Annotated in this window: 19 protein-coding genes and 2 pseudogenes; 6 read left to right on the top strand and 15 right to left on the bottom strand. The window is 56.4% G+C overall.

Going from position 1 to position 25143, the window contains the following annotated elements:
- The first annotated feature begins 71 nt into the window (after positions 1-71).
- The 5 genes from O9Z63_RS19250 to O9Z63_RS19235 all read left to right on the top strand — a co-directional run bounded on the left by O9Z63_RS19250 (position 72) and on the right by O9Z63_RS19235 (position 2220).
- Positions 72-572 carry a M15 family metallopeptidase gene (locus O9Z63_RS19250; RefSeq protein ID WP_270127029.1) on the top strand — a complete coding sequence of 167 codons (501 nt, stop codon included), beginning with the start codon at positions 72-74 and terminating at the stop codon, positions 570-572.
- Entirely contained in the window at positions 559-1005 is a 447-nt protein-coding gene (locus O9Z63_RS19245) for a hypothetical protein (RefSeq protein ID WP_270129292.1), read from the top strand. Before O9Z63_RS19250 ends, O9Z63_RS19245 begins: the two co-directional genes overlap by 14 nt.
- A gap of 86 nt (positions 1006-1091) precedes the next feature.
- Positions 1092-1376: a hypothetical protein gene (locus O9Z63_RS19240; protein ID WP_270127028.1), complete on the top strand. Its 285-nt coding sequence runs from the start codon at positions 1092-1094 to the stop codon at positions 1374-1376.
- Positions 1377-1459: 83 nt separating this feature from the next.
- Positions 1460-1687 (top strand): transposase, encoded by a 228-nt coding sequence (locus O9Z63_RS21210; protein WP_408613553.1) that lies wholly within the window; start codon positions 1460-1462, stop codon positions 1685-1687.
- Positions 1597-2220, top strand: coding sequence for an IS5 family transposase (locus O9Z63_RS19235; protein WP_270127027.1), 624 nt, complete (start codon positions 1597-1599; stop codon positions 2218-2220). Before O9Z63_RS21210 ends, O9Z63_RS19235 begins: the two co-directional genes overlap by 91 nt.
- A 111-nt stretch (positions 2221-2331) precedes the next feature.
- Here the strand turns inward: O9Z63_RS19235 and O9Z63_RS19230 are convergent.
- The 13 genes and pseudogenes from O9Z63_RS19230 to O9Z63_RS19175 all read right to left on the bottom strand — a co-directional run bounded on the left by O9Z63_RS19230 (position 2332) and on the right by O9Z63_RS19175 (position 19888).
- A pseudogene (locus O9Z63_RS19230) lies at positions 2332-3445 on the bottom strand (IS3 family transposase).
- 226 nt (positions 3446-3671) lie between these two features.
- Positions 3672-3986: a hypothetical protein gene (locus O9Z63_RS19225; RefSeq protein WP_270127026.1), complete on the bottom strand. Its 315-nt coding sequence runs from the start codon at positions 3984-3986 to the stop codon at positions 3672-3674.
- 37 nt (positions 3987-4023) lie between these two features.
- Positions 4024-8628 carry a DUF6443 domain-containing protein gene (locus O9Z63_RS19220; protein ID WP_270127025.1) on the bottom strand — a complete coding sequence of 1535 codons (4605 nt, stop codon included), beginning with the start codon at positions 8626-8628 and terminating at the stop codon, positions 4024-4026.
- A gap of 384 nt (positions 8629-9012) precedes the next feature.
- A pseudogene (locus O9Z63_RS21245) lies at positions 9013-9636 on the bottom strand (hypothetical protein); the annotation flags it as partial.
- A gap of 284 nt (positions 9637-9920) precedes the next feature.
- Positions 9921-13298, bottom strand: a complete 3378-nt coding sequence (locus tag O9Z63_RS19215; RefSeq protein ID WP_270127024.1) for a hypothetical protein — start codon at positions 13296-13298, stop codon at positions 9921-9923.
- A 1016-nt stretch (positions 13299-14314) separates the two neighbouring features.
- A complete protein-coding gene (locus O9Z63_RS19210) occupies positions 14315-14899 on the bottom strand; it encodes a P63C domain-containing protein (RefSeq protein WP_270127023.1) in 585 nt (194 codons plus the stop codon).
- A gap of 1 nt (position 14900) precedes the next feature.
- Complete coding sequence (locus tag O9Z63_RS19205; protein WP_270127021.1) at positions 14901-16112, bottom strand: ImmA/IrrE family metallo-endopeptidase; 1212 nt, start codon at positions 16110-16112, stop codon at positions 14901-14903.
- Between the two features lie 248 nt (positions 16113-16360).
- Entirely contained in the window at positions 16361-17182 is an 822-nt protein-coding gene (locus O9Z63_RS19200; RefSeq protein ID WP_270127019.1) for a hypothetical protein, read from the bottom strand.
- Complete coding sequence (locus O9Z63_RS19195; protein ID WP_270127018.1) at positions 17109-18131, bottom strand: hypothetical protein; 1023 nt, start codon at positions 18129-18131, stop codon at positions 17109-17111. Before O9Z63_RS19195 ends, O9Z63_RS19200 begins: the two co-directional genes overlap by 74 nt.
- Complete coding sequence (locus O9Z63_RS19190) at positions 18128-18730, bottom strand: hypothetical protein (protein ID WP_270127017.1); 603 nt, start codon at positions 18728-18730, stop codon at positions 18128-18130. The genes O9Z63_RS19195 and O9Z63_RS19190 overlap by 4 nt, the downstream gene beginning before the upstream one ends.
- Entirely contained in the window at positions 18727-19356 is a 630-nt protein-coding gene (locus O9Z63_RS19185; protein WP_270127015.1) for a hypothetical protein, read from the bottom strand. Before O9Z63_RS19185 ends, O9Z63_RS19190 begins: the two co-directional genes overlap by 4 nt.
- A complete protein-coding gene (locus tag O9Z63_RS19180; protein WP_270127013.1) occupies positions 19353-19655 on the bottom strand; it encodes a MerR family transcriptional regulator in 303 nt (100 codons plus the stop codon). Before O9Z63_RS19180 ends, O9Z63_RS19185 begins: the two co-directional genes overlap by 4 nt.
- Before the next feature lie 2 nt (positions 19656-19657).
- Positions 19658-19888: a hypothetical protein gene (locus tag O9Z63_RS19175; RefSeq protein ID WP_270127011.1), complete on the bottom strand. Its 231-nt coding sequence runs from the start codon at positions 19886-19888 to the stop codon at positions 19658-19660.
- Positions 19889-20274: 386 nt separating this feature from the next.
- Here O9Z63_RS19175 and O9Z63_RS19170 point away from each other — a divergent pair, with 386 nt between their 5' ends.
- Positions 20275-20913: a S24 family peptidase gene (locus tag O9Z63_RS19170; RefSeq protein WP_270127009.1), complete on the top strand. Its 639-nt coding sequence runs from the start codon at positions 20275-20277 to the stop codon at positions 20911-20913.
- A 235-nt stretch (positions 20914-21148) separates the two neighbouring features.
- On the opposite strand, the gene O9Z63_RS19165 is transcribed toward O9Z63_RS19170, so the two are convergent.
- Together O9Z63_RS19165 and O9Z63_RS19160 are read right to left on the bottom strand one after the other, a co-directional pair.
- Positions 21149-23179: a glycoside hydrolase family 65 protein gene (locus O9Z63_RS19165; protein WP_270127008.1), complete on the bottom strand. Its 2031-nt coding sequence runs from the start codon at positions 23177-23179 to the stop codon at positions 21149-21151.
- Positions 23180-23566: 387 nt separating this feature from the next.
- Positions 23567-25132 (bottom strand): RagB/SusD family nutrient uptake outer membrane protein, encoded by a 1566-nt coding sequence (locus tag O9Z63_RS19160; protein WP_270127007.1) that lies wholly within the window; start codon positions 25130-25132, stop codon positions 23567-23569.
- Between the last annotated feature and the right edge of the window lie 11 nt (positions 25133-25143).

Genomic DNA, 25143 nt, shown 5'->3' with positions numbered 1-25143 from the left:
AACGCAACCCGCTATTCCATTGTAGTGTAAATTATGCAACTTTACTTACGTTAATTACATCAAACTACAACATGTCTGCCGCCATACCCACTCCTACCCGGCTGCCTCCGGCGCTGAGTCCGAACCAAGCCACCGCGCAGGCCCAACGACTGGCCCAAGCCGTGCCGCACCTGGCGGCGTCCTACACCCAGGCGCTTGCCCGTTGGCTGGGCGACCCGGTGCTGCGGCTGGCGGGGCGGCCCATCATTACGGAATGCTACCGCACTCCCGAACGACAGAATGAGCTATTCGCGCAGGGTCGCACGCGGCCGGGGCTCATTGTGACTTACAAGCGCGGAGGCGAGTCGAAGCATAACCTGGGCCCTCCTACCCCGGCGCTGGATGTGGCGTTTCTGCTGGCGGATGGGTCGGTGTCGTGGTCGGGGCTGCTGCTCTCCAAGTTCGCCCGGCTGATGAAGTATGCCGATGCGCTGGTGGTGTGGGGTGGCGACTGGAAGATGCGGGACCGGCCGCACTTCGAGGTACTACTGCCGGCAGCTCCGGCAGGGAAAGGAGGTGATGGACGTGGATAGCCCGATTCTGGAGCACTGGGGCGTGGTGACGTCGATAGTGGGGGCCGTGGCGGCGGTGGTGCTGTACTTCGTGAAGAACTGGCGGGCGGTGGAGGAGCTGAAGGTGGCGTGTCAGAAACAGGAGCAGCAGCAGTCGGCCCTGGCCCTGAAGGTGGACGACTATCATGTGTCGGCGGTATCGAGGGAAGCCAAGCTGCGCGAGGAAATGAAGCTGCAGGCTGAGCAGGTGCGGGTGGAGAGCCTGCAGCAGCGGGCCGAGCTGCGCAAGGAGATGACCGACCTAGTGCTCAAGCTGACCGAGCGGCTGGCCAACATCGACAAGACCATGGCCCTGGTGGAGGAACGCACCAAGGTGCTCACCGAAGCCAGCAAGGAGCAGGACTCGCGGAACAAATGGGCCGACCGGATTCTGGCGCGGCTGGAGCAGAAATAAGTTGTCAGGGGGTAGTTGTCCGTTGTCAGTGGCTGCCTTCCCGACCGGTACTAATAACTGACAACGAGCAACTAACATCTACTCACATGGACAAGAAACTCACAGTATTGGACCGGGTTACGCTGCCCACGCCCCGGTTCTTTCGAAAGGTACGCACCATCGGGGCCGCGCTGGCGGCGGTGGGCGGCGTCATTGCCACGGCGCCGGTGGCGCTGCCGGCGGCCGTGGTGGCGCTGGGCGGCTACTTGGTGCTGGCCGGCTCGGTGGCAGCGGCGGTGGCGTCGGTGGCCGTGGAGCCGGAGCCGGCGGATGGGCGTACTGCGGCAGAGGTGCGGGAAATCGTGGAGCGCGGGGATGCGGCTTTACTCTAAGAGCGTGTTTGGGAATTGTGTTAGTGCATAAATAAAAACGAGCCAGTAAGTTGCAGGCGGAGTTCCTAGGCTCCGGTCTGCTTATGGTTGACGGCTATCAACCCCTTACTGACTCGCAGTGGCAAGTTATGGCCTGCTTGCTGCCCGTGCAACGGCGCCGCCGGCTGTGTTTGCGCCAAGTGGTCAATGCCTTGCTCTATATCTGCCGCACGGGCGGCCAGTGGCGGGCCTTACCGGCCGAGTTTCCGGCCTGGACGGGGTCTATTACTATTTCTACCGCTGGCAGCAAACGGGCCTCTGGGCCCGCCTGAATACGATGCTCAATGCGCTGGATCGGCTCCACGATGGACGGGAAGCCCTGCCCTCGCTGGTCTGCGTGGACAGCCAGAGCGTGAAACTGGCACCCCGCATTTTCGAGCACCGGGGCCTGGATGGGGGCAAGCATGTCAACGGGCGCAAACGACAGATTCTCACCGATGCGGGTGGGCGCATCTGGGCCGCGCACGTACATGCAGCCAACGGCCACGACAGCCGTGGAGCCCTGGGCTTACTGCCCCATCGGCCTTGGTGGGCGGCCCGGGTACAATCGGTACTGACCGACGCGGCCTACCGGGGCCGCTTTGCCCACCACCTGCACGGCCTCGGGCTACAGCATCAGGTGGCCAGCCGCCCACCCACCCAGCGCGGCTTTGTGCCCGTCGCCAAACGCTGGGTCGTGGAACGCACCTTTGCCTGGCTGGCCTGCTTCCGCAGACTGGCCGTGGACTATGAATATACCCCCGCCAGTCATACCTGCTGGCTCCTACTGGCCAACATCACCATGTGCTTAAATCGCCTCACCTAATTCCCAAACACTCTCTAACCTGAGAAGTGCTCTAAATACTCAAATTAGTACGTGAGTAGACTTCAAGCAATTGACCTCCTCCCAATTGCTGGACCGGCCCGCAGTAGAGAATCAGGCGTTCTGAAGCTCGACAGTAGTGGTTGCCGCCATGACCTCATCGGGCGTTAAATTCTGCAACGAGCTGTGTGGTCGGAAGCTGTTATACTCCTGCCGCCACTGCTCGATTTTCTCCTGCGCATCGGTTAGTGACAAGAACCAGTGTACGTTCAGGCACTCGTCCCGAAAACTACCGTTGAACGACTCAATATACGGGTTGTCCGTCGGTTTGCCGGGTCGCGAGAAGTCCAGCGTGACCCGCTGCTCATAGGCCTATTTATCCAGCGCTTTACTGATAAACTCGCTGCCGTTATCGACCTGGATGCGCTCGGGTACGACACCTACCATTTGCTGCAGGCGGCTCATCACGGACACTACATCCTCGCCTTTCAGCGACTGCCCCACGTGAATGGCCAGGCACTGGCGACTAAAGTTATTGACTATCGTTAAGGCGCGAATCTTGCGCCCATCGAAGAGCTGATCAGCCACAAAATCCATGCTCCAGCTCTGGTGCGGCCGCTGCAATTTGACCCGTTCCAGCCGGTGCGCCGCGGCCCGGCTGCGCTTGGGACGTTTGCTGCGTAAATGCAGCCCTTCCAGGCAGTAGAGCCGATGCACGCGCTTATGATTGTCCGGCCAGTCTTCCCGTCGCAGCAATGTGAACAGGCACTGGCAGCCGTAGCGCACCCGTATCTGGGCTAGCTCCCGCAACCGCCGGCGCAGCACTGTGTCGTCCCGCCCGTGCGGTCGGTAGTACCAGCTCGAGTGTACGCTGCAGCGATACGACCTGGCAGGCCCGACGAGTCGAGATGCGGTAGGCGTTGATCAGGTGGTGAGCCGTGTGTCGACGCTGCACGGGCTTCAGAACTTTTTTTTCAGTACGTCCTGCAGCATCTGCTTGTCCAGGCTCAGGTCGGCCACCAGTTGCTTGAGGTGCAAATTCTCTTCTCCCAACTGCTTCAATCGGCGCAACTCAGGTACCCCTATCCCGCCGTATTTCTTCTTCCAATTGTAGTAGGTCGCCTCGCTGATGCCCATCTTCCGCCCCCCCCTTTGCAACGGCCACGCCGGTGTCGGCCTTACGCAAGGCAAACACGATCTGGGCCTCGGTGAATTTCGTCTTTTTCATGGCACGTGTCTCTTGACTTTAAGATACAACAAGTGCCTGATTTCTCTACTTTACAGCGGTCCGGTTTTGTGGGAGGACGTCATTGATCAATTGAGGGATGATTTCAGATCGTGCATGGCCTAATCGGTTGGCTAGTGAGGCCAATGGTTAAATACTCCAAAAACTGGGCTTGGTGGATGAGGAATTAAAGAATAAATAAAAAGCCCCGTATTCCGGGGCTTTTTATTTATTCTTTAATTCTCTTTAAAATTATTTGCCCAAACTTCAGTTTGGATTCATTTAATATAATAAGTTTCATTTCTCTTTCAGACATATAACCGCTTGCAATTTGAGCAGGAAAGGGGGCGTCATCACAATGCAGTAGTAAAGTATCACCATTTAATTTCCATTTTCCTTCGCATCCTGAACGGGAATCGATTGATTCAATAACCAAAGCAAAAGTGCTATCCTTCTTGACTGTTAAACTACACTCATAGTCTTTCCCATTTTTGATATACTCTGCTGGCAAACTTCTAAAGCCATTACAGGAGATCAAAATCATTGTTAAAATACACAGTGGCCTTCTCATACTTCCAGTATTATTTTTTGTAACGGATTCCGGGAATTGATTTTAGGGTATAATTTGCTGGTAATCCCTTAAATGATTCTGCAGCATGTGGATATGCTTGGATTAAGATATCTCGCGTTGAATTAATATTTACAGGAACTAATCCTGTATTAGATGAACCTCCTGGAGCGTAAGGAAGACTTCCATTTGATAATCGTATGCCCTGCACCCAAGAGGATGTAATTGCTGCAAAAGAATTTGCTACTACCGTAGAAGATAGTCCGGATACGGAAGATGGGTCGTACGCAAATTGTGCTTTGTATGCTGCTACTTCATCGGATACATCTTGACCAAGTGTGGCTCCGCTAGAGCTAAAAGCAATATTGCTTGCTTCATACTGACCAGCATGGGTGATTTCGTGAATGAAGTTTGCAGTTGTTTTAAAACTTATCACAATGTTTCCAGTCTTAGAATCATAAGAATTACCACCCAATTCTGCTGCACCAGTTCGAAGACTATACACTTGAGTACTCTTTTCTAAAACACCCAAATTGGCAATACTTCCATTCAAACTTGATACCCTGTCACCTAAATTGCCCATTTTACCTGCTAGCTTATCAGCACTCCATCCTTTCTCTTCAGCTTTTTCTGTTAACTTATCTATCTTATTCTGCAACTTATCTCTCCGATCGATAGTGGCTTGCTTCTGCTTATCCCAGTCTTTTTGACTACCAGGATCAATTTGTTTACCATCTGGATCGACGAAGTTAACTGGATTATTCGCTACATAAGCATAGGGTGATATGTCTGGATATTTTTCCGCCATTGGGTCCACCGCATGCCACCTTCCCAGTTGCGCATCATACATCCTAGCTCCGTAATCCGTCCAGTTTAGCCCTAATTCCTCCTGCTTCTCTTTGCCATTGTACTGGAATTGATGATTGGGTTGTCCTTGCTTTTCGATTCCGGCTAGGTTTAACCCGAACGGGTCATACTGATTCTCTTGCACCAGCAGCGCCGGCCCATAGTCGAGCTGCACCTCATCAAAGAACACGTCCACGTCACTTTCGTTGCCCACGTAGGCCGTCACGTAGCCCGCGCTGGGCGCAATGACCCGCAGACGCAGTTGCTCATAGTTATTGAGTGCCGCCGCGCTAAGCTGCTGGGTATACGAGTCAACCAGCACCGAGTCTTGGTTGTAGACCAGCAGCCGCGCATAACCTTTCGGGATGCGCCCGCTCTGGTTCAGGGCCGGCACCAGCCCCAAGCCGACGCCCAAGAAAGGCAAGGCCCGCGGTTTGGGCCGCCCATCCGGCCCCACGACTGGTGCCGGAGCAGGCTGTAGCAGCAAGCTGGCCACGAAACCGGGCAACGAGAAGCCGAAACTGATATTGCGTACGGTCTGTTGATACAGGCCCGGCGCGGTGAAGGTTACTGTATCGCCTTTCTGCACGGACACGATTTTGAGTGGGCCCAGCGGCTGGCCGGTAGCGGCGTTGAGACGGGCTACGTGCTGGCCTGAGCGGGCCACGGCCGTGGCGTGACGTGTCTGGCGCACGTACTCAAACTGACGTTCTTCGCGGGCCGAGTCGGCCAGCTCCATTGTGGCCCGGAACCGGGCCGGGTCGCCGAGCTTGTAGGCCACGCGCAGGTTGCCCAGGTGGTCTTTGAGGCTGTACTCTCTGCGGTAGCTGACGATGGGTTGGCCCGCCGCGTCGAACTGTACGCGGCGCAGCACGCGGCCTTCAGCGTGGGGGAAGAAGCGCAGGCTGTCGGCTTCGTACTGGTAGGCCCCCAGGTAGTCGGTCTGCACCAGCGGCTTGCCCGTCTGGTAGACGCGCTTGAGCACCTTCTGGCCGGCGGCCGTATAGCGGAACACGATGCTGTCGGCGCCGGTGCCGAAGACGATGCGGCGGGGCAGGTTCAGGTGGTTGTAGACGATGGCCGTGATGCGCTTGTTGGCATCGGACGTCAGGTTGCCATTGTCGTCGTAGCGGTACTCGCCGGCCTGGCGTACGCCTTCTTCCTGGAAGTCGCCGGCCAGTGAGGTAGGCGCGCCGTTGTAACCGGCCGGGCGGGGCAGCGCGTTAGTGGTGACGGCATCGTCGACGCGGGTCAGGCGGTTGCCGGTGTAAGTGTAGCTCAGGTTGTCCGTAGCGCCGAACTGCGCAGGGGCAGTGCGGGTGGCTTGGGCCAGCAGGCCGCGGCGCTGCAGGCCCAGGATGTTGCCGTTCTCGTCATAGCGCATACCGGAGAGACCATAGCGCTGGCGCTCGGCGGTCCAGGCCTGGGTGGCGGCGTTGCGGGCCACGAAGTCGCCGCTGAGCAGGCGGCTGGCGCCATCGTAGAGGTAGCCGTAGGCCCGCTCTATGCCGTCGCTTTTGCTGCGCCACTTCTGGCCGGCGATGTTGCCCGTGTACTGGGGCACCTGGAAGCCGCAGTCGTAGCTAAGCTGCATGCCCCATAAGTCCGAGGGGTCGGACAGGGCCGGGTCGTTGATGTGGGTGAGCCAGCCGCGGATGTTGTAGGCGAAGTCCACGCGCTGCTCCAGGGGCGTGCCGGGGGCCAGCGTTTTGGTCACCAACTGGCCCAACTCGTTGTAGCGGGGCTCAGCAATGAGGGCGGGCTGGGCTTCGCCCGGCAGCTGTTGCTGCGCTTTCTTCAAGCGGCCCGCATGGTCGTAGGTGAAGTTCTCGGCCACCGCCAGCGCCACTGACAGGCTGGGGACTGTATGCGTGGCATAGCTCTTGATGACTTTGCCGGCAAAGTCCAGTTGGGTGGTCACCACATCTTCGCCGCCGCGGGCGTTGGTGCTGCGAACCTGCACGGGACGGGCTTTTTCGTCGTAAAAAGTGGTTACCGTCAGCCACGCATTCGGGTCGGTGGCGGGCACGCCCAGTACCCGCGTCTTGGTGCGGGTAGGCATACCGGTAGTGCGCAGGTCGGCTACGGGCGCCTGGCCGCTGGCAAACTGCGCGTTGTATTGGGTGTCGAAGGCCACGTCGGGCTGGCCGTTCTGGTCGTAGTCGTAGTCGTCATAGTAGGTGGCCGTCAGGATGGGGCCGGCCGAGTAGCCGCGGGTGCTCATGGGCGGATACGCCTGCTGCGAAGTAATGCGCATGGAGTATGTGGCGTTTGCCGTGCGCTGCTCATACAGCCGATTCTGCGCCGTGTACTGCGCCGTACCAGGCGTTAACCAGTTGTTGGCCTCGGTCTGGGCTGTGACCTGACTCACATTGCGGATCGTTAGACCCGTCATTACCACCCGGCCCAACGCATCGTACTTGGTCCAGGCCCACTCGCGGCGGCGACGCTGCTCCGGGTCCTGGCTCATTACCGGCCGGTCCAGTTGGTCATACACCAGTTGGGTTTCGCCGGTCTGGCCCGGTACGTTCTTGCCGACTACCCGGCCGCGCTCGTCGTAGCGGTAGCGAAACAGCAGGTTCTCCACCGTACCAGTCACTTCCCAGTTGGCGGCCGGCAAGCGCACGAAGGCCTTGGGTGGCACCACCGTGCGCAGACGCCCAAAGTCATCATAGACATAGAGTGTCGTCAGCCACGTAGGCGTGGCTTGCCCGGGCGTGTTCTGCGTGGGGGGCGGACACTCCACCCGTTTGGCTACTACTTGGCCTTGCTTGTCTTTGAATTCCTGGGTGCGGAAGCCCCGCTCGTCGCGGCTTTCTGTTACCCATAATTCGCCGGCTGGGTATGCTCCTTGGTAGGTTAGCGCCGTGGGAATATCATACCCGGGCTCGTAACGTGGAATACCGTCGGCGGCCGTGTTGGGCCGTTGCTCCTGCGTGACCGTGTGGTCCGCGCCAAGGCGCCAGGTTTCGCCGGGGGCCGCCTGCTCTATAACCCGGTTGAGGGGGGAAGCCTCGAACACCGTCTCGCTGAACGGCACGCCTGTGCGGGCGATACGGTCGGTGGCAAAGCCTGGGCCAATCGGCGTTTCCCGGTAGAAGGCGTATTGCTCGGTCAGCGCCCGGGGGTAGTACCCGACAGGGTCGGGCGCAGCACTGGCTACATACGGCAGGTACTGCCGGTGCTGGCGGCCCAGCTCGTCGTAGACTATGGGCTGCACGAGGTCGTGCCGGTCGGGCGACTCCTGCCGCAGCACGGTTTGCACCGGGCGTCCCAGCCCATCGAGGTACTCCGTTTTCACCTGCACCGAGTCCACGACAGCCGCCCGCAGGCGGGCCGGGTTGGTGTAGGCGGCCCGGGCCGTGTAGGTGCGCACGTAGTTTACGGCATCTGCCGCGCCGGGGGGCCGGGGGGTAGGCGGTGTATTAATGAGAGTCGGCACGCAGCCGTCCACCGGCGGATTGCTCAGCGCCAGCGGCGGCGTCACGGTTACCCGCACGGTAGCCTGGGTGGTGGCCGGGCAGGCGCCGGTGGTGGTGGCCGTTACGGTATAGGTGGTTGTTACGGTGGGGGCTGCGGTCACGACCGCACCCGTGGTGGTGCTCAGTCCGGTGGCTGGGCTCCATTGAAGTATGGCGCCATCCTGGCCTGGGTAGGCACGCAGCACTACCGCGTCGCCGGTGGGGATACTTACGTTGGGCGAAGCTGTGAGCGTGAGCGGTGCACAGGGTACTTTGGCTTTGGCATACACTGTTTTGGAGTATAGCCACATCACTGGAATATTGGGGTTTGCCCGATAATCAATCCAGCCACTGGTTACGCGGGTGCGGTACAGGCCCTCCTCAGCAGCTGATGCAGCAGCTATATGCCTTACAGCCGAGGTGGCACCAACCACAGCTGTCCAGGTAGTATCGATACGTCGCTCCCACTGGTATTGATTATGCTCCCCACCAATTGTTCCACTCAGCTTGAGTGTATCTCCCACCACAAACTCCACGGTATCCACTCCCGGCAGCGTCTTCTGTGGGGAGTACTTGTATTGAGCCAAGGGCGTATTAGCAGAAAAGAACTGTCGCTCTACAACGGCAAAGTCCAAATAGTTGCGCTGCACGTCAATACTAGGTAACTGCCGCGGGTAAAACGCTACCCATGAAGGGACATCTGTTAGGTTATTGTCAGAAAGTAAGATAGTATAGAGTTGTGGCAGCTGCGCTAATCCCGGGGGTATGGCTCCAGTAAGTTGATTATGGTCAAGCTGCAGGTACTGCAGCCGAGTAAGCTGAATTAATGAACTGGGAATCAGTCCGGCAATTTGATGATTGGCTACATTCAAATACGTGAGATTGGTTAACTGCCCAAGCGATGGCGGCAGACCTCCTGTTAAGCGGGGTACATTATAATTGGAAGGCCATCCCATTAAATCAAGACGTGTCAGTAGCTGCAGTTGCCCAAGCTCAGGGGGAATAGGCCCTGAAAATCGACTATTCGTTAGCTTCAATTCGATAAGTTGGCTTAGTTGCCCCAATTCAGCTGGGATGGAACCAGTAAGTGCACTTGTATTAATATGTAAGTATTGGAGTTTGCGTAAATTTCCTAATTCGCGAGGTAAGGGACCATGTAACCCGTTAGCATTAGTAATCTGGAGCAGAGTGAGTTGGGAGAGCAGACCCAAGCTAGCAGGCAATGTACCTTGCAAGAAATTATTGAAGCTGCGCAATGCCGTCACATCTCCATTCGTGATGGTAACACCCTCCCACTGCTGATACCGAACATCGGCCATGGTGGTGCCGAGCAGCCAGTGGTAATTATTATTCCATGTCGGACCGCCTGTGGCGTAATAGAACTCCCGTAACACGCGTAGTTCCGTGGAGTCTGGGACTAAGCCTTCGGAACCGGGCATTTGGCTCCAAACCGGTGTGTTTATGCCACAAATCAACAAAACACAAAAGAGAATCCGCAAACGTGTACCAAAGTGATTAAAGAGATGCATAACTGGCGAGCGTAACGTAAGATGGCAAGGAGAGGAAACAAAAAGGCCCAGGGATTTGAGGCCAACCTGCCGACTTAGGGGCGGGCGTAGTGATACTCTTGCTCAGTAAGTACACGGTTTTGCTCATCGCGCACGCGTAGCAGACGGCTTAGACCGTCATATTCGTATTGCATGTTGCGGCCTGATTTATCGGACTGCGAAGTCATGCCCCGAAGTTGTTCTGTAACGAATGTGCTCATCTGAGCTCGCGCAGGATATAGGCGCACTTCGTCCAAGAGAATAGGTGTGTTGGGGGAAGCAGCATCAATATTGATCGTACTGTTAGCTGGCAAATTAAGCCGGAGCACATATTGCTTCCAGCTTCCAACACCCGAAGCCACGATTTGCTCGCTTACAGGACTAGCGTACGCCTGTCCAACATAGATAACAGGGCGTTGAGTAGCCCAAAAAGTTAACTCGTAGGTATCAGCGGGAAGATTACTACGACTAACTCCCCAGAAGGAATCTAGCCGATAGCAATAGCGCCCCGTCCTACCCCCTGCAACAATATGGGAATATAGCGAGTCATATTTAAATCGCCCCGTGCTATTTGGCTCAAAACTTGAATAAGCAATCTGTGAATATCCTGCATTTTTCACTGCGCACATGATGTAGTCATTGCGACTCCAAATCATCGAAGAAGGCACATCATTGAGCATTCTATACTGCAACAGATTAGCGTTTGTAGGGTCATATTTTTCATATACATATACTCTAGGATTTACTGTAGATACCCCCCCTGGCTTTTCAGAAGCAGTTGATTCCACTATTTTGTCATTCATAACTTGAAAAGTACGGTCGTAACTATATACTTCTCTTTCAATAACACTTGAATTTACTGTATTAATAAATTTTCTTTTCATTGAAACAATCTGATTAACCCTATTAGCAGATAATAAAGCTATCACCCCAGCATTCGCCGGTAGATCAGAGCTACCTGCATACTTTATTAGCACCTCCTCTTTTTTACTTTCATTTCCTGAAACTACAGTTGTAATCTTTTCCTGCAAATTGAGTGAGTTATACGCAAAATACCTCTTAATATTAAAAGCACTACCACCGCTATAGTTTGTTTCACTTGAACCAGAGAGCAGTGTTTCGATATCAAATATTGGTGTGAAAGCAATCAATATTTCTGATTTATAATCCCAAAATCCACCTTCACTCCAGGTACTATAGTACCAATAGTTAGAGTGAGGCAATACTTTAGCCCCATAAAATATTGATGACTTGCTATTAAAATAATTGTTACATACTTTCCTTACCAAAACGTCATTCTTATTATAGTAAAAGACAGAATCAACACTTCCATTACTTTCAAAATCAATTTCCTTTATAGAGGGAAGCGTCACACTTGAAGTTGCAAGATGCGAGGCTGTCTGAGATGCAATATCAGGGCTATTAGCAAAATAGGTAACTATGTATCCATTGTGCATACTGTCTTTTATATTCTTTTTGACTACTCTAGAGTACCCTACTCCGGTAATAGACCCCATTTGATTTGCGGCACTATACCCGGAAGAATTGAGCTCGCTGATATAATTATCACAAACTGATATACCATTTCCAGACGCCAATGCTGTAGGCATAAACAATTCACGAAACAATTCTTTATGCAAAACACTAATACCACCATAATATTCATACTCAGTAGCTTCTATAATATTCGCAGTTTTCCTCTCTATCTTTCTTATCCTGAGACCATTTCCAGTAGTGATAGAGTTAATATTATTAGCAAAATCTGGAACCCAGTAGTTATCAAACTGGTTTAATTCATAAAAAAAAGAAGCATGCCCACCTGTCGGATATTGCATTGATTGCAAAACACACGCCTGAGCCGTTTGTGGATTAGCAGAAACATTATTATTAATCACACCTATTTCTGGTCTTTTGAAATAACTTGGATTCAGAATAAGTGATTGATTTGAAAGAGCACCATTATAATTACCCCATATATCTTGCGCAAAAGATCTTTTTCTAGGAAGTGAGGTTTGATTATAATGAAATACATATTCCGGAGCACCTATTTCTTTAAATGAAAGAAGCTTGAGACGAAGGTTTTCGTAATTTCCATTTACGTCATTTACAGAGAATCCATTCCCTCCTACCTGCGATGAGTTAAAATAACTGTAGTTAAAAGCAAACTCTTTTCTATTAAAATCTGAACTCACGACAATCTTATCCAGCTTTTTTCCATACTCTAAATCATCTCGACTGGAAAGCTCAAAATTTACAAAACCTTGAGGAAAATCAATTCGTGACACTAGAAGATAATCCTGCCTGGTCACTAGTTTAGTAGTATACGTTGTAGGTACAGTTGGAATTTGCAGTCCAGCATTGGGTGTTGCAGATAAATTCATAGAATATCCAGTAGAGTTGGGCGAATATCCACGACAAGGATCCGTCGCAACCTTCACCCATCTCTGCGAGAAAGATGGCTGCAATTCGTGCACTGGACTTCTATTATAACTAAAGCGTACTGATTTTTTATTTTTAGTCTTCACTTCCGATATCATCCATGTTTTAGAAGACACTTTATAGTTCCAAGACAGTGGACCTTCAAATCCATCACTGAATGATTTTGTTTCACTAACTATTCTTTCAGAAAAAATAAACAAATCTCCATTGGGAGTAATTATCTCCCAAGAATCACTATTCGAGGCATTGTTACTATTCCGCCTAACTAAGTAGCCCTTTTTATTAAGGACTACTATATTACCTGTGGCAAAATCACGTATAAAATTGAGCGAATGCCCAAAGAAATTAGCTTTAAAAACATCCGGCTCGGTATCCAGACTTTCACCTTGTGCCCAGTCTACTTGTGTATTGAATTCACCTGACTGGAATGGCGCAAAATTGTCAACTACCCGGCAAAAAGCGTGAACAGGTTGGGGCTGTATTACCGGATATGGATTTGACCACGCCTGACCGGCTATACTAAACGGATACTGATAACGCAGAGGAACTCTATAAGGAACAGGATTGCCGATATAGGCAGGTAATAGCTTCTCTATGGGATTCCCAAGCCTTGTCCCGTAATCGTCACAGTCATTGACCATCTGCACGACACTGCCAAATTGCATATCCCATCCAAGGCCGACCCAGCTGGCTTCCTCGCTAACTTTTATTCCACCACTGTGATACTGTAATCTGATGGGAATAGTGATATCGTCCACTACCAAATCATGAATTGGAACAGATATATCAGGAATGCCAGTGTACTCGTTTACAGGGACATCCGCGTACTTCGCAAACTGAAACGCTGATGGAGCCACTGGCATCATATTATCCCATGTAGGCCTGTAAACCCTTTCCTGAGCAAGAGCGGCGACTGGTAGCAAAATGCCTATGCCAATGAGTAATAAGGTATCAAATAATTGTTTTTTTATTGTTAAATGCATCTTGTATTCCATACAGTTAGGAGAGCTATTATGTGTTTAAATGCAGGAGTTGTTCTTTTCAAGATTTATTATGCTGCTATCATGTTTGATATGCAGAGGTAAAATGTCTGCACTCGGCCACAGTTTGTAACAGAGAGATAATGAATATTTTGAGATTGTGTTAATTTAATAAGCTTCTTATCCGCATAATTTCGGTGGTAGATGTAAATGGAATTATGCTTAGGCACTTGTATGACGGCGCAATTTGAAGACAATAGAAAATCACTCGAAGCCGGGGCTACGAGAGGCAATGTGCTGCAGTAGGTGTCAGAGGGGGAGTAGTGGAGCAGTGCCAGCAATAAAGCTGGCTATAAATAGCGGTCAAATATACAAACTTGCTAATTGTTCACAACTATAGTTTTCAGCCCGCAGCTACAACATATTGCTGGTGTGAGCGTCATGAGCGTGACAGAGCCGGTGGCAGGTGGCGTTAGGCGTTGTCAGTCGTATCTGCTTTTTTGAGAAAGATGATGAGAATGTGGGCCTAGTCGTTTCAGACGCGCAGGTTCTCGACAGCGTGGATAAGGTAGTTACTCAGGACGCCTTACAGATCGTCCAAGGCGGTCAGGTACTAACTGAAACTACTGGAGCAACCTTTCTAGGTGAGTAAGCATGCCATTTTTGCAACACCAAGGGTTATGGCAGCGCTAACCGGGCAAATCTTGCACTAGCAGCTTTTAACGCATGTCTTGGCTATAGGCGGCAAACTCTTCGCAGAAGCTAGGACAGGACGTGCACATGCAGGAATAAGGCCTTGACGATGCTGTAAAACTCTATAAGGATAAATCCGGGGGCGCAGGAGTGACCGGAGTTGGGCGTATCGTCTGGAGAGACATTATAAAACTTGCGTTTCGAGGGAAAATGAAACAGCCCCGGCCTGTGAGGTCGGGGCTGACTGCTTACGGTATCAGGAGTTGCGTAGGCTACCTCGTTTCATGTATGTCACAGTATTGCTCCAGGCTATTTATGAGCAGGGCCGCCATTCATAGCTACTCAAACAGAAAGGTTTGCCAGGATCTGCCGCTTTCACGAGCGAAGACGTTTTTGAACTGGGACCAACTCGAGCAACCTCTCATCAGGGTTACAGCCTCCTGAATGAACTGGTCCAGCATAACGGCTCCGTCTTCCGTGAGAAACTGAAAATACTTGTGCAGCCGTTCGCCGCTCATGGTGCGCGGGTTTCGGGTGCGAATCTCGCTCACCATACCTTTGGGGAAGCGGTCGTAGATCAGCTCAATGGTCCAGGCGCCCACAATCCCGGGGCGTCTGCGAAGATTCTCGGGGTCGGTGGGCCAACCGTGGAGACGGTAGATTTCCTGGTAAAACTCCAGCGGAAATTTCACTGCATAGGGCTGTAGCTCCCCAACGTAGCGGGCCAAGGTTGGATTAGCCAGCCGGAACTCCGCCAGAAAGCGCTTCTCGTTTTCCTTATCGAGCGTTTCATCAAGGCCGGCACTATCTATCTGTGCCTGAGAAGCGGCGTACATCTCCGCTAACTCCTCTTCCCTGTTATAGTCCTGCCGTTTGGTTATCGGCTGTTTCGTGATAGTCTTCGGGGCTTTCGGTTTGGCCATGTTAGATTCCTTTAAAATATGTTTCCTCAGTCTGTTGTGCTATCTGTTTAAGCGGGGCGCGCTTCTGCCAGGGGTTGCCGGGCAGAGCGGGCATGGTTTCCTGCAGGCCGGGGATAAAGTGCTGGTATTTTGACCATACATCCTTGTCAAGATCCTGCTGCTCCCAACAATAGCGGATATAGATAATGCTGGGGTGAATCTGATTCACTCTGGCGAATTCATCGACGAATACCCGGTTGTCAATATGCGGAATAACCTGCTGAAACTTGGCTTCCTGCAGCAGCATATTAGCTGCAAAATCATCTGCCTGCGCCTCCTCCATTGAAAACAAGTCCAGCTCACCGGTAATGTGGTAAGAACGGTCCTGGATTTCCGGCCAGTCGAACAGTACGTGATGCAGCTCATGCAGCAGCGCAAACCAGAGGGTCGGATAGTATCTGCTGTAGTCGGTCAGCACGATACCCGGCTTGCCGTTGATATCGAAGGTCGCCCCGCGAGCGTACAGCCTGGGGTCATAGGGGCGCAGGATAACGGTGATGCCCAGCTTGAACAAATCCCTGATAACCTGAAAGAGGCCTTTTCTGACGTTGGTGGAGTACCAGCGGATCTGGGGGATGTATTCTTTGAGCTTCTGGCGGTCGTAGGGAAAGAAGTTATTTACCGCACTGAGAACTTTGGCGGAGCGAGCAGCCCAGAACTGCTTTTCGAATGTTGTTTTGGCTTTGGGCTTGCCGCTGCTGAAGGCCACGCCGATTGACTCCTTCTCGTACTCGAAGATGGAGTTATAGCCGAAATGCTCTAGCAGCTGCTGCTCAACGTGCTCGAGGTTTTTCGGATCATCGATCAGACCTATCTGCTTTAAGTAAGGGAGGTTGAAGTGACGGCGGATGAACTCCTCCTTTTTGGTTGCCTCTACTTCGGTATTGAAGCTGACCTCAAGGTTTTCGACCAACGTCGTAACCAGCTCCGAAAGAGGTATGCGCAGAAACTCTGCCAGCCTGGAAAGCATGAGCAGATCATGTCGTTTCTGGGTGGCATCCAGTACGCCATTCAGGGCCCGGTGCTCAACCTTGATAGAGGCCAGCGCGGCGCTGAAGGACAGATCTTCGGACTCTAACCGGGCATTGAACAGCTCTCGAAGATCCATATGCTTGCTGAGTACTCTGTCGAGGAGCCTGTCGATATCGTTGTACTTATTAGAACGAGTGGTCATTTTGCTTGTTCGGTAGAATTACCAATACCAAATGTACGATTATTACCCGTATAAAATCATATTCAGGTTACCCTTGGTAATTTTACCTAAATCCCAACAGACTATGATAGTGCCACTGACAGACTGATAACGTACGGGAGTATACAACCTGCTTTGCCGGGCAGTATCTGGAACAGACACTTCGAAGCACACGAGCCCTCCGCCTTCATTCGGCCGCAAATGCCTTTGGCAGCGGAAGGTGATGGTATTCATGCGCCGAGGTACTTCGGGTTCTCGATGCCCAGCTTCTCAGCGAAGCGGCGGGTGGCCTGCTGGTGGCGCCGGGTTATCTGCTGCCGGGCGGCTTCGGAGGGCTGCCAGTCGGGCCGGGGGTGGCGTTGGATGGCCTGCTGCACCTCCTGGCGTTGTTGAGCAGCTTGTTCCATACTCAGCAGGCCGCGGCGGTATTTCTGCTTGATGAGGGTGAGCTTGTCGCGCAGGTGTTGGGCGTTGGGGTGGCTGGCGGGAATCATCAGGGCCACGGACTGCACCAGTGCGGGAGCCGCCTGCTGCAGCTGGTGGAGGGTGACGGCCTCCTGGCTGATGGCCTGCGTTTTTTGGTCGAGGTGGCCGTTTTCTAGGTGCTGCGCCTTCTTGTCAAAATACTGGCTGATGAGGCCGTAGATGGTGGCCGGGTCGAGGGCGTTGAAGAATCTGGTGCCGGTGGTGCGGGCCTGTTTGAGGGCCAGAATGAGGTCCTTTACGCTGTCGTGGGTGTAGGTCTGGGCCAGCGTGTCGGCCAGCTCCAGGATGTCGGCGGCGTCGGGCTTGTCGGCTACGCGCACGCTGTCGACGAAGGCGCGCAGGATGACCACCAGCAGCTTCACGACTACCTCCTCCCCTAACGTCCGCTTCAGCTGGAACAGCTTGGGGGCGGCCGCGGCCTGGGTGGGCGTGAGGCCCACCGACACCTCGGCCAGCATCAGGCGGGCGGCAGGGTTGGAGGTTCTGGCCAGCTCACCTATCCCACTTGGAGACGTAGCCAGTGCCAGCAAGGCCACTTCCGGCCGGTTGCTGGTGGAGGGTGCCATCGGGGCGGCGCTGGACGTTGGGAGCGAGTTTGAGGCGGTTTTCATGGGCATCGTTGAGGAAGAATTGCGTGGCGCAGGCTTTCCAGTCGCGGCGCCGGGGCGGCTCGCCGGTCTTCCGGTCGCGCCAGGCCTGAATCCTGGCGTGGTAGAAGCGTAAATCAGCCAGCTGGTAGTCGGTACCGTCGAAGGCCTGAATGAACTTCTCCACGTCGGCCAGCTCGGATTCGGCAAAGGGTAGCTCGGGAAGCTGCTGCCGGCCCCGCCGGGCCGGGCGGTCAGGGTCGGAGGTGGCAGCTGCGCGAATGGCGGCCTGCTTTACCCCCTTTTTCTTTGGCGCAACTTTCTTTTTGGGGGCTGACGTTGGGGCCGGGTCTGCACCGGTGGGCGGGGCGGTGTCGTCGAGCAGTTCCGCCCCTGAAAACCCTTCGCCTTCCAGCACCGCAATTTTTTTTTGGTGCGGGGCGGCGGCACCGTTTACACCGTTTACACTACAACCTGTTTTACCATATAAGGAGGGTTGGCCCACTTCTGGTACAACCTCCCCCGATTGGTCGGCCCACTTCTGGTACAACCGTTGTCCCACTTCTGGTACAACCTCAGCAGGTTCAGTCGTACCATTTCTGGTACAACCGGCGGGCTTTGGTTGTCCCACTTCTGGTACAACCTCTCCCGTTACCCGAAGCCGTACCGCGCTGCCGCCGCTGTGGCTCGGGAGGTAGACAATCATGCCCCAGGCGTGGAGGTCCTGCAGGGTGCTGAGGTAGGTTCCCCGGTTGCCGATGTGGGCGGCGGTCATCACCTCAGCCCGGTTGAGGGGCAACTCGTAGGGGAAGCGGGCGGCGTTCCACTGGTAGAACAGGGCCCAGTAGAGGCTGACGTGGTGGGGCCGGGCCTCGGGCCGGGTGCTCAGGCGCTCGTGGGCGGCGCGGGTGTGCTGTACGTAGTTCATGCATGGGCCGCGCTGAGGGGAATAAACGGCTCGTCAATAGCCGTGAAGCCGCTGGCCGTCGCGAACAGCTCGAGCTGCTTGCCGGCGTCGCTGTGCTTGCCGCGCAGGGCGGCTTCCACTTCCGTCAGGGCGTCCTGCACGGCGGTTTCCAGCAGGCCGGCATAGGCGTATTCGGAGCCGGTTTCGTCGTCGTAGGTCACGTAGGGGCTGGTGAGGTTGAGCACCCGGTTGCCGGACAGGCGGCGCTGGCCGATGAGCGTGACCCCTCCCCCGCTGCGGCCCAGGCTCAGGCCTGTAACGCTGAAGCTGTCGAAGTGCGCGGGCAGTTCCTCGGCCTCGTCGTCGGGCCAGAAGTCGGGGGTTTCGGTGAGCTGCTCGCAGAGCAGGCACAGGTGCGGGACGAGGCGGGCGAAGCGGTGGTGCAGGTCGGGGTGAATCAGCTCCGGGCTGGTGAGCGTGAAGGCGCGGGCCGGGGCCTCCGCGTCGCGCTGCTCGGTGAATTCGGCCTGCAGCTGGTAGTCCTTGATGCGGGCTTTCTGGATGCGGATGAGGGACGTAGCGGCCTCGGGGCCGACGATGGGGGCGAGTTGCTGGTTCATACCGGTTGGGAAGCGGGATGGTGGGCGTGAAAGACGGCGGCCGAAAAGCCGCGGGGGGTGAGGCTGCGCAGGTTGGCGCGGTTCTTCGAGCCGGAAACCTTGTCGACCAGGGAGCCCTGCACCGGAAAGACGGGGCGCTTTTCGGGCATTTGGAAGCCGTGGCCGGTCCAGAGGCAGGTGCGCTTGGTGTAGGCTTCGGCGTGGGGGTCTTCGAGCCAGCCGGCGTACTCGCAGGGGTCGAACTGGTAGTCGGGCTCGCGCCAGTAGTGGCGCAGCTGGCCCCGGGGGTTTTCCAGGAAGTAGGGCGCGCCCAGGCGGTGGCAGAGGTCGGCGGCGGCGCCTACCAGGTCGAGGGCAGCGGCCAGGGCCCGGATGCCCTTGACCCGGAACAGGTGGGCGCCGGCGTTGCTCAGGTCGGTGCAGGGCGGAAAGGCGGCCACGAAGGCCACCGGGCCGGGCGGGGGCACGAAGCGGCGCACGTCGCCGCCGACCAGGCAGACGTTGCCCTGCCACGTTTCGCCGGGCGGGTGCTGCACGTCGACGCAGTAGCAGACGTAGCCGGCGGCCACCCAGGGCGCCACGAAGCGGCCGGAGTGGTCAAACAGGGAAATGACGGCCGGGCTCATGCGGTGGCTACCGACATGGTGGGACGATGGTAGCGGCGCGGGTAGGCATCGAGCACGGATTGGCGGAAACCCCAGTCCTTCTCGTTGAGGCGCACGCCCTGGATACGACCGGCGCGTCGGGCGCGCAGCAGGGCGCACACGGACAGGCCAATGTAGGCGGCGGCCTGGGCGGTGGTCAGCACCTGGTCGGGCTTGGTGGTGGCGGCTGAGGCGCGGGCGGCCTCGGCGGCTTCGAGTGTTTCCAGACGGCCCAGCACCCGGTTCCACTCGGCTTCGGAAATCAGGGAAACGAGCTGCATGGCTAGGATTCGGCAATGAGTTGACGGGCGCGCTCCTGGATCTGCTGCTGCCGGGCCTTCACTTCTTCCGCCACCTCCAGGAAGGTTTCCACCAGCTCGGGGCGGGTACTGCGGCCGTTGAGCACCTGGTACATACCGCTGGTGCTGATGCTGATTCCGCGCTCCTTCAGGCGCTTGATGGTTTCTTCCACCACCCCGTTCTTGTGGCCCAGCTTGCGAAGAATTAACTGCAAATTGGTGGGCTCTTTTGTAGTTTCCTCCATGTTATCTGTAATTTTGTGTGTATATTGGTACAACGCGGACCTTTCCGCTAATACACAAATCTACACATCTGCCAGTGCAAGTGTTACACTGAACGCAAATAAATATGGAACGAACTTCAGAAACAGTAGCACAATCTACTGATGTAGTAACCCGCATCAAGGGAATCTTCGACCATTACAACCTGAATGCGAATAGTGCCAGCCGAAAACTGGGCTACAGTAACACCAGCAGGCTGTATAAAATTCTACAGGGCTCAGCGCCCAGCTACCCAACTCTGGTAGAGATACTGCAGGCGTTTCCGGAGGTGTCGCCGGCGTGGCTGATGCTGGGGTCAGGGCCTATGTTGATGGGGAGCGTGCAGCCAGTCCCCACGCTGGCAGCCCCATTGGTGGCCCCGCTGGTGGCCCACGATGGGCAACTGGTGGTAAACAGCGGGGGCGTGCTGGTGGTGACGGTGGACAAGGACGGAGAGGAAAACACGGAGCTGGTGCCCGTCAACGCCCAGGCCGGCTACACGGTGCAGCACACCGAGGCGGTATTCGTCAGCGACCTGCCCCGCTACCGGCTGCCCCGGTTTGAGCGGGGCAAGTACCGGGCGTTTGAGGTGTCCGGGGATTCCATGGAGCCAACGCTCAACCACAACGACATCGTAGTATGCAGCTACGTGGATAACTGGCGTCTGCTGATACCAAACGAAATCTATGTGGTGGTGACGTCGGAGGCTGTGATGCTGAAGCGTATCCGGAAGCGGATAGCCAGCCGCACCGAGGAAGTCCTGTTGCATTCTGACAACCCGCACTGCCGGCCCTATCCGGTAGACTCGGCGGACATCATGGAATTGTGGCGGGTGCGCGGCTATATCAGCACGTATCTGCCCAGCACGCCCGACGTGACGGTGGAGCGGCTGTGGGAAGTCATCGACAAGCTGGGCTTCGATAAAGTGGAGGTTCTACGCCATCTGGAAGAAGACTCCCCCTCTGACGCCCCCCTATAAAAATGAACAGCCGCTTATCTACTGATAGCGGCCTGACAAACAGAATTTTACCGAGCGTTTCGCGGTGGTGTACTGAGTCCAATAACAGGCTCACACACAGAGAAAACCCGGAATTCACTTAGCTGATATCAGCCGTGACATTCCGGGTTTTCTGCTTTTTCAGCCAACGTCAGTTTAGTTGACGCGCACCTTTTCAGCGGTTGATACGGGCCGGCTTTTGAGGCCAGCGTAAGACTCAGCGGTTTGTCGTGTAGGTTTTGTTTTGCCCGCCCACGCCGGTAATCTTCACCGATTGCCAGCCGGTGGGCAGCGTGGTTTTGCTTTGCATGATGCCGGTGGGCGTGATATTCAGGCCCCCGAAGCCCATGAGCACGGCCTGCAGCACACCGCCGGCGCCAGTGGCAAAGTAAGGATTGGTGCCGCCTTTGGTTTCGGCGATGACGCGGAATGGCGGCAGCAGGTTGGGCACGTAGGAATCCTGGAAGAACAGCCGGGCCTTGTCGGCGTTGCCGAGGCGGGCGTGCAGCAGCGCGAAGATGGCCTGCGTCATGGCGGGCGTGCCTTCGTTCGGGACACGGGTTTCGTAGTATTCCAGGTCTTTGCGCATCTGGGCCGGGGCCGTGATGACGCCCAGCGGGTAAGCCAGCAGGTTGACGTCGCCCTGCTTAATGCCCTCGCCGTTGTAGGTGGCGTGCTCCCGCGTGACGCCGTCGGGAAACTGCAGAATCGGAATGTTGCGGGCCACCAGCTGCCAGTCGGGGTTGGCAGGCAGGTTGAGCAGCTTGGCGGCGGCGGCGGCGTTTTGCAGGTTTACGCGGGCGGCGGCGTTGGTGAAGGCGTTATTGTCCACGTTTTCAGCCCATTCGTCGGCTGCCACCACGTTTTTGATATCGTAGTGGCCGGGGCCGTTGCGCTCCACGCGGCTTGCCCAGAAGTCGGCGGTGGCCTGCAACATGGGCCAGCCTTTCTCGCGCAGCCACGCCTTGTCCTGGGTCACGCAGTAGTACTGCCAGGCGGCCAACGCCACGTCGGCGGTGATGTGGTGCTCGAATGGGCCGCTGAGGGCCCACACCGGCGTTTCCTCTACGCCCGTATCGGCGCTTTCCCAGGGGTACATGGCGCCCTGGTAGCCGTGGGCAAAGGCATTGCGCCGGGCCGCCTCGAGGCGCCGGAACCGGTATTCCACCAACGATTTGGCAATGTCGGGGTGCAGCACCAGTAGGGCTGGGAACATCCACAGGTCACTGTCCCAGAACACGTGGCCATTGTAACCCAGCCCCGAAAGTCCCATCGGCGAGGGCGAGTAGTCGGTACCGGCGCGCGAGAAGCTGTAGAGGTGGTAGAGCATACTGTGTACGTCCTGCTGAGCCTGGGCGTCGCCGGTAATCTGAATGTCGCTCTGCCAGAGCTCGTCCCAGGCTTTGTTGTGGAAGGCCAGCAGCCGCTCGCGGCCTTCCAAGCGGGCGAAGATGGTGAGGCGCTCGGCCTCGTTGAGCGGGTCCTGGTGGTGGGCCGAGGTGATGCTGGAGCCCGCCACGGCGTAGGCATAGGTCTGGCCGGCTTTCAGCTGCTTGCTGAACTTCATCAGGTGCTGGTTGCTGTCCCACATTTCGTGGATGACGCGCGGCTCCTGCCCGTGCGGCTCGCCAAACAGAAAGCTGGTGGACGCGCACAGCTGCAGCTTGCCCGTGCTGCTCTTGGCCGACGACGTGAGCAAGCTCAGCGTAGCGTGCGGCCGGTCGATTTCATTGTAGTAGTTCTGCACGTCGCGCAGGGCGTCGGGCGCGTCCATCACGCTGGCTGCCGCCATGCTCACGTCTTTTTTGGCCGTCACCGACACATCGAGCAGCACGGTGTAGGGCAGCTGGCGCAGGGCGTAGTACGTGTACTTGATGGTGGCTTTGTCGGCGTAGTCGAAGGTGGTGGTGAGGGAGGCGTGGCGCATGTCCAACTCCTGCCGGAAGTTGGTGGCGTCGCGGCCCGAAAGGCGGCGGCCGTCCACCTCCAGGTACATGTTCAGCAGGTTGAAGCTGTTGAGAAAGTTGCTCACCCGGCCCCGGCCGTACTGGTCGTAGGCCCCGGCCAGCACCACGCTCTTCACCTGAAACGGCTCCGCCGACGACACAATGCCCAGCATGCCGTTGGCCACCGTAGCGCCGTAGTAGCTGCGCGGGTCAATGGCGGTGGCCGTAACGCGCCAGGGGTCGGCTGCGGGTGCCGCGGGGGTTTGGGCGGCGGTTTGCTGCGGCTTTATCAGCAGAAGCATCAGCAGCGCTACCGGAAGTGTTAGGAGCGGATTTCGGGGCATAACGGGTGGGAAAGGATGAGGAAAGAGGAATAAGTAAACGCCGGCCGGGCACCACGGTAGCTTCACGGCGGCCCGCAAAACACGCAACGCAGACGCGCGCCGTGCCCCTGAAGGCAAGTTAGCCTAGCATCATCTGGGCGCCCGGGGGCGGGCCAAGCACCAGCGGGTGTGCCTCGCACGCAAACAGGCCGCTGGCGGCTGCCGAGTGGCAGCCACCAACGGCCTGCTATGCCTTACCGAACCAACGGAAGACGGGCAGCCAAAACTGAACGGGTGGCAGGCGAACGGCAGGAGCAGATACCACCGTTTTCCAGTACTCATTCAGGGCCATCAGGCGCAAGGCCGCTAGTACCCGGGGTTCTGGGTGATGTTGCGGTTGATATCCACCTGGTTTTTCGGTATCGGATAAAGCAGATACTTCGGGTCGCTCTGGGGCTTGTCTTTACGGGCCTGCAGAAACTTACCAAACCGGATCATATCCTGCCGCCGCCACGACTCACCGTAGAGCTCCCGGCCCCGCTCGGCCAGCAGCACGTCGAGCGTGAGGGAGCCCAGGGCACTAGCGCCCCGCGAAGGATGGGTGCGCAGCGTGTTGACGATGGCCAGAGCCGTGTTGCCGTAGGTGCCGGCGCTGGTGGGCGTACCACCCCGCATGATGGCTTCGGCTTTCATCAGCAGCACATCGGCCAGCCGGAACGTCACGTGGTCATTTTCGCAGCCGTTGCCGCCCTTGCCCTCGCTCACGTAGTCGACCGGGTATTTCACCGGACGGATGCCTTTGGCCTCGAGGTCGGGGCCGGTTTCAGACAGGTTGATTTCCCTGGTGAACACCAGCGGCGCCCCACCCCGCGTGGTAAGCGGGGCATCGGTGGTTAGGTTGTACTGCTGGCCCACCAGAAAGCCCACGTTGATGCGCCGGCCGGGGTTGGCCGGGCCGCCCGCTACGTCGTAGGCCACACCACGGCGCTTGTCGTTCGCCTCAAACAGGTCGTAGAACTCGGCCGTCGTGGCCGGGCCATTGTAGCCGTCCACGGGCCGCATGTTGTAGTGCGATACAAACTTCCAGGAGTCGCGCGTAGGGCCGGCGTTGCCGAAGGTATTTTCCTGCGTGAAGATGTTTTCCCGGCCAATGGCCCCGTTGTTGGGCGCGAAGTTGTCGAAGTAATTTGGCGTGAACGAGTAGCGGTTGCTGTTGATGATCTGGTCGGCCAGCGCAATCACCTGGTTCATGTCGGCGGCGGCGAAGGTCGGGGAGGCGCGGTTGGCGTACACGCCCTTGTTGAGGTAGCACTTCATCAGCAGCACCCGGGCGGCATCCTTGGTGGCGCGGCTAACGGGGGCGTCGGGCAGGCTGGCCTGAATGGCAGTCAGCTCACTCACGATGTAGTTGAGTGCCTCGGTGCCCTTCCGCACCTTGGCCAGCTCGTTCAGCGGCTCGCCTGGCTCGCGGTACAGCACCTGGTCGTAGAGGTCGAGGAGCAGGAACGTGGCCCAGGCCCGCAGAAACCGGGACTCGGCATCCTGCTGCACGGTAGGGTTGAAACGCAGCAAGTCAGTGGAGGCGAAAATGATGCCTTCCAGCTGGTTGAAGGTGTCGCGCACCCGCTCGTTGTTGCCGTCCCAGGTATGGTTGAACAGCGCCCGCCACTTGCCGTTGTCGTCCCAGTCTGGCCCGCGGGTAGGCATGATGCGGGCATCGGTGGATACCTCAGCCAGCGCAAACACGCTCACGTGGCCCTGAATCGGGTCGCGCTGCGCATTGTACACCCCCTGGAGCAACGCCGCGGGGTCGCCGCGCGGAATCTGGTCTAGTGCAAGCTGCCCTTGTAGCGTTTCATCAACATCGCAGCTAGTGGCTCCCTGTAGCACCGCCAGCAGGGCGGTGGCATAGGCAATCTTAGCGTATTTCATGGTGGAAGAAC

Source organism: Hymenobacter yonginensis (assembly GCF_027625995.1).
Lineage (GTDB): Bacteria > Bacteroidota > Bacteroidia > Cytophagales > Hymenobacteraceae > Hymenobacter > Hymenobacter yonginensis.
This window is presented reverse-complemented; position numbering and strand designations above follow the sequence as displayed.

Bases quoted from the DNA above. Each gene is read 5' to 3' on its own strand.
- O9Z63_RS19250 (WP_270127029.1), top strand. From the start codon at position 72: ATGTCTGCCGCCATACCCACTCCTACCCGGCTGCCTCCGGCGCTGAGT.
- O9Z63_RS19245 (WP_270129292.1), top strand. From the start codon at position 559: ATGGACGTGGATAGCCCGATTCTGGAGCACTGGGGCGTGGTGACGTCG.
- O9Z63_RS19240 (WP_270127028.1), top strand. From the start codon at position 1,092: ATGGACAAGAAACTCACAGTATTGGACCGGGTTACGCTGCCCACGCCC.
- O9Z63_RS21210 (WP_408613553.1), top strand. From the start codon at position 1,460: ATGGTTGACGGCTATCAACCCCTTACTGACTCGCAGTGGCAAGTTATG.
- O9Z63_RS19225 (WP_270127026.1), bottom strand. From the start codon at position 3,986: ATGATTTTGATCTCCTGTAATGGCTTTAGAAGTTTGCCAGCAGAGTAT.
- O9Z63_RS19220 (WP_270127025.1), bottom strand. From the start codon at position 8,628: ATGTGGCTATACTCCAAAACAGTGTATGCCAAAGCCAAAGTACCCTGT.
- O9Z63_RS19215 (WP_270127024.1), bottom strand. From the start codon at position 13,298: ATGGAATACAAGATGCATTTAACAATAAAAAAACAATTATTTGATACC.
- O9Z63_RS19210 (WP_270127023.1), bottom strand. From the start codon at position 14,899: ATGGCCAAACCGAAAGCCCCGAAGACTATCACGAAACAGCCGATAACC.
- O9Z63_RS19205 (WP_270127021.1), bottom strand. From the start codon at position 16,112: ATGACCACTCGTTCTAATAAGTACAACGATATCGACAGGCTCCTCGAC.
- O9Z63_RS19200 (WP_270127019.1), bottom strand. From the start codon at position 17,182: ATGGCACCCTCCACCAGCAACCGGCCGGAAGTGGCCTTGCTGGCACTG.
- O9Z63_RS19195 (WP_270127018.1), bottom strand. From the start codon at position 18,131: ATGAACTACGTACAGCACACCCGCGCCGCCCACGAGCGCCTGAGCACC.
- O9Z63_RS19190 (WP_270127017.1), bottom strand. From the start codon at position 18,730: ATGAACCAGCAACTCGCCCCCATCGTCGGCCCCGAGGCCGCTACGTCC.
- O9Z63_RS19185 (WP_270127015.1), bottom strand. From the start codon at position 19,356: ATGAGCCCGGCCGTCATTTCCCTGTTTGACCACTCCGGCCGCTTCGTG.
- O9Z63_RS19180 (WP_270127013.1), bottom strand. From the start codon at position 19,655: ATGCAGCTCGTTTCCCTGATTTCCGAAGCCGAGTGGAACCGGGTGCTG.
- O9Z63_RS19165 (WP_270127008.1), bottom strand. From the start codon at position 23,179: ATGCTTCTGCTGATAAAGCCGCAGCAAACCGCCGCCCAAACCCCCGCG.
- O9Z63_RS19160 (WP_270127007.1), bottom strand. From the start codon at position 25,132: ATGAAATACGCTAAGATTGCCTATGCCACCGCCCTGCTGGCGGTGCTA.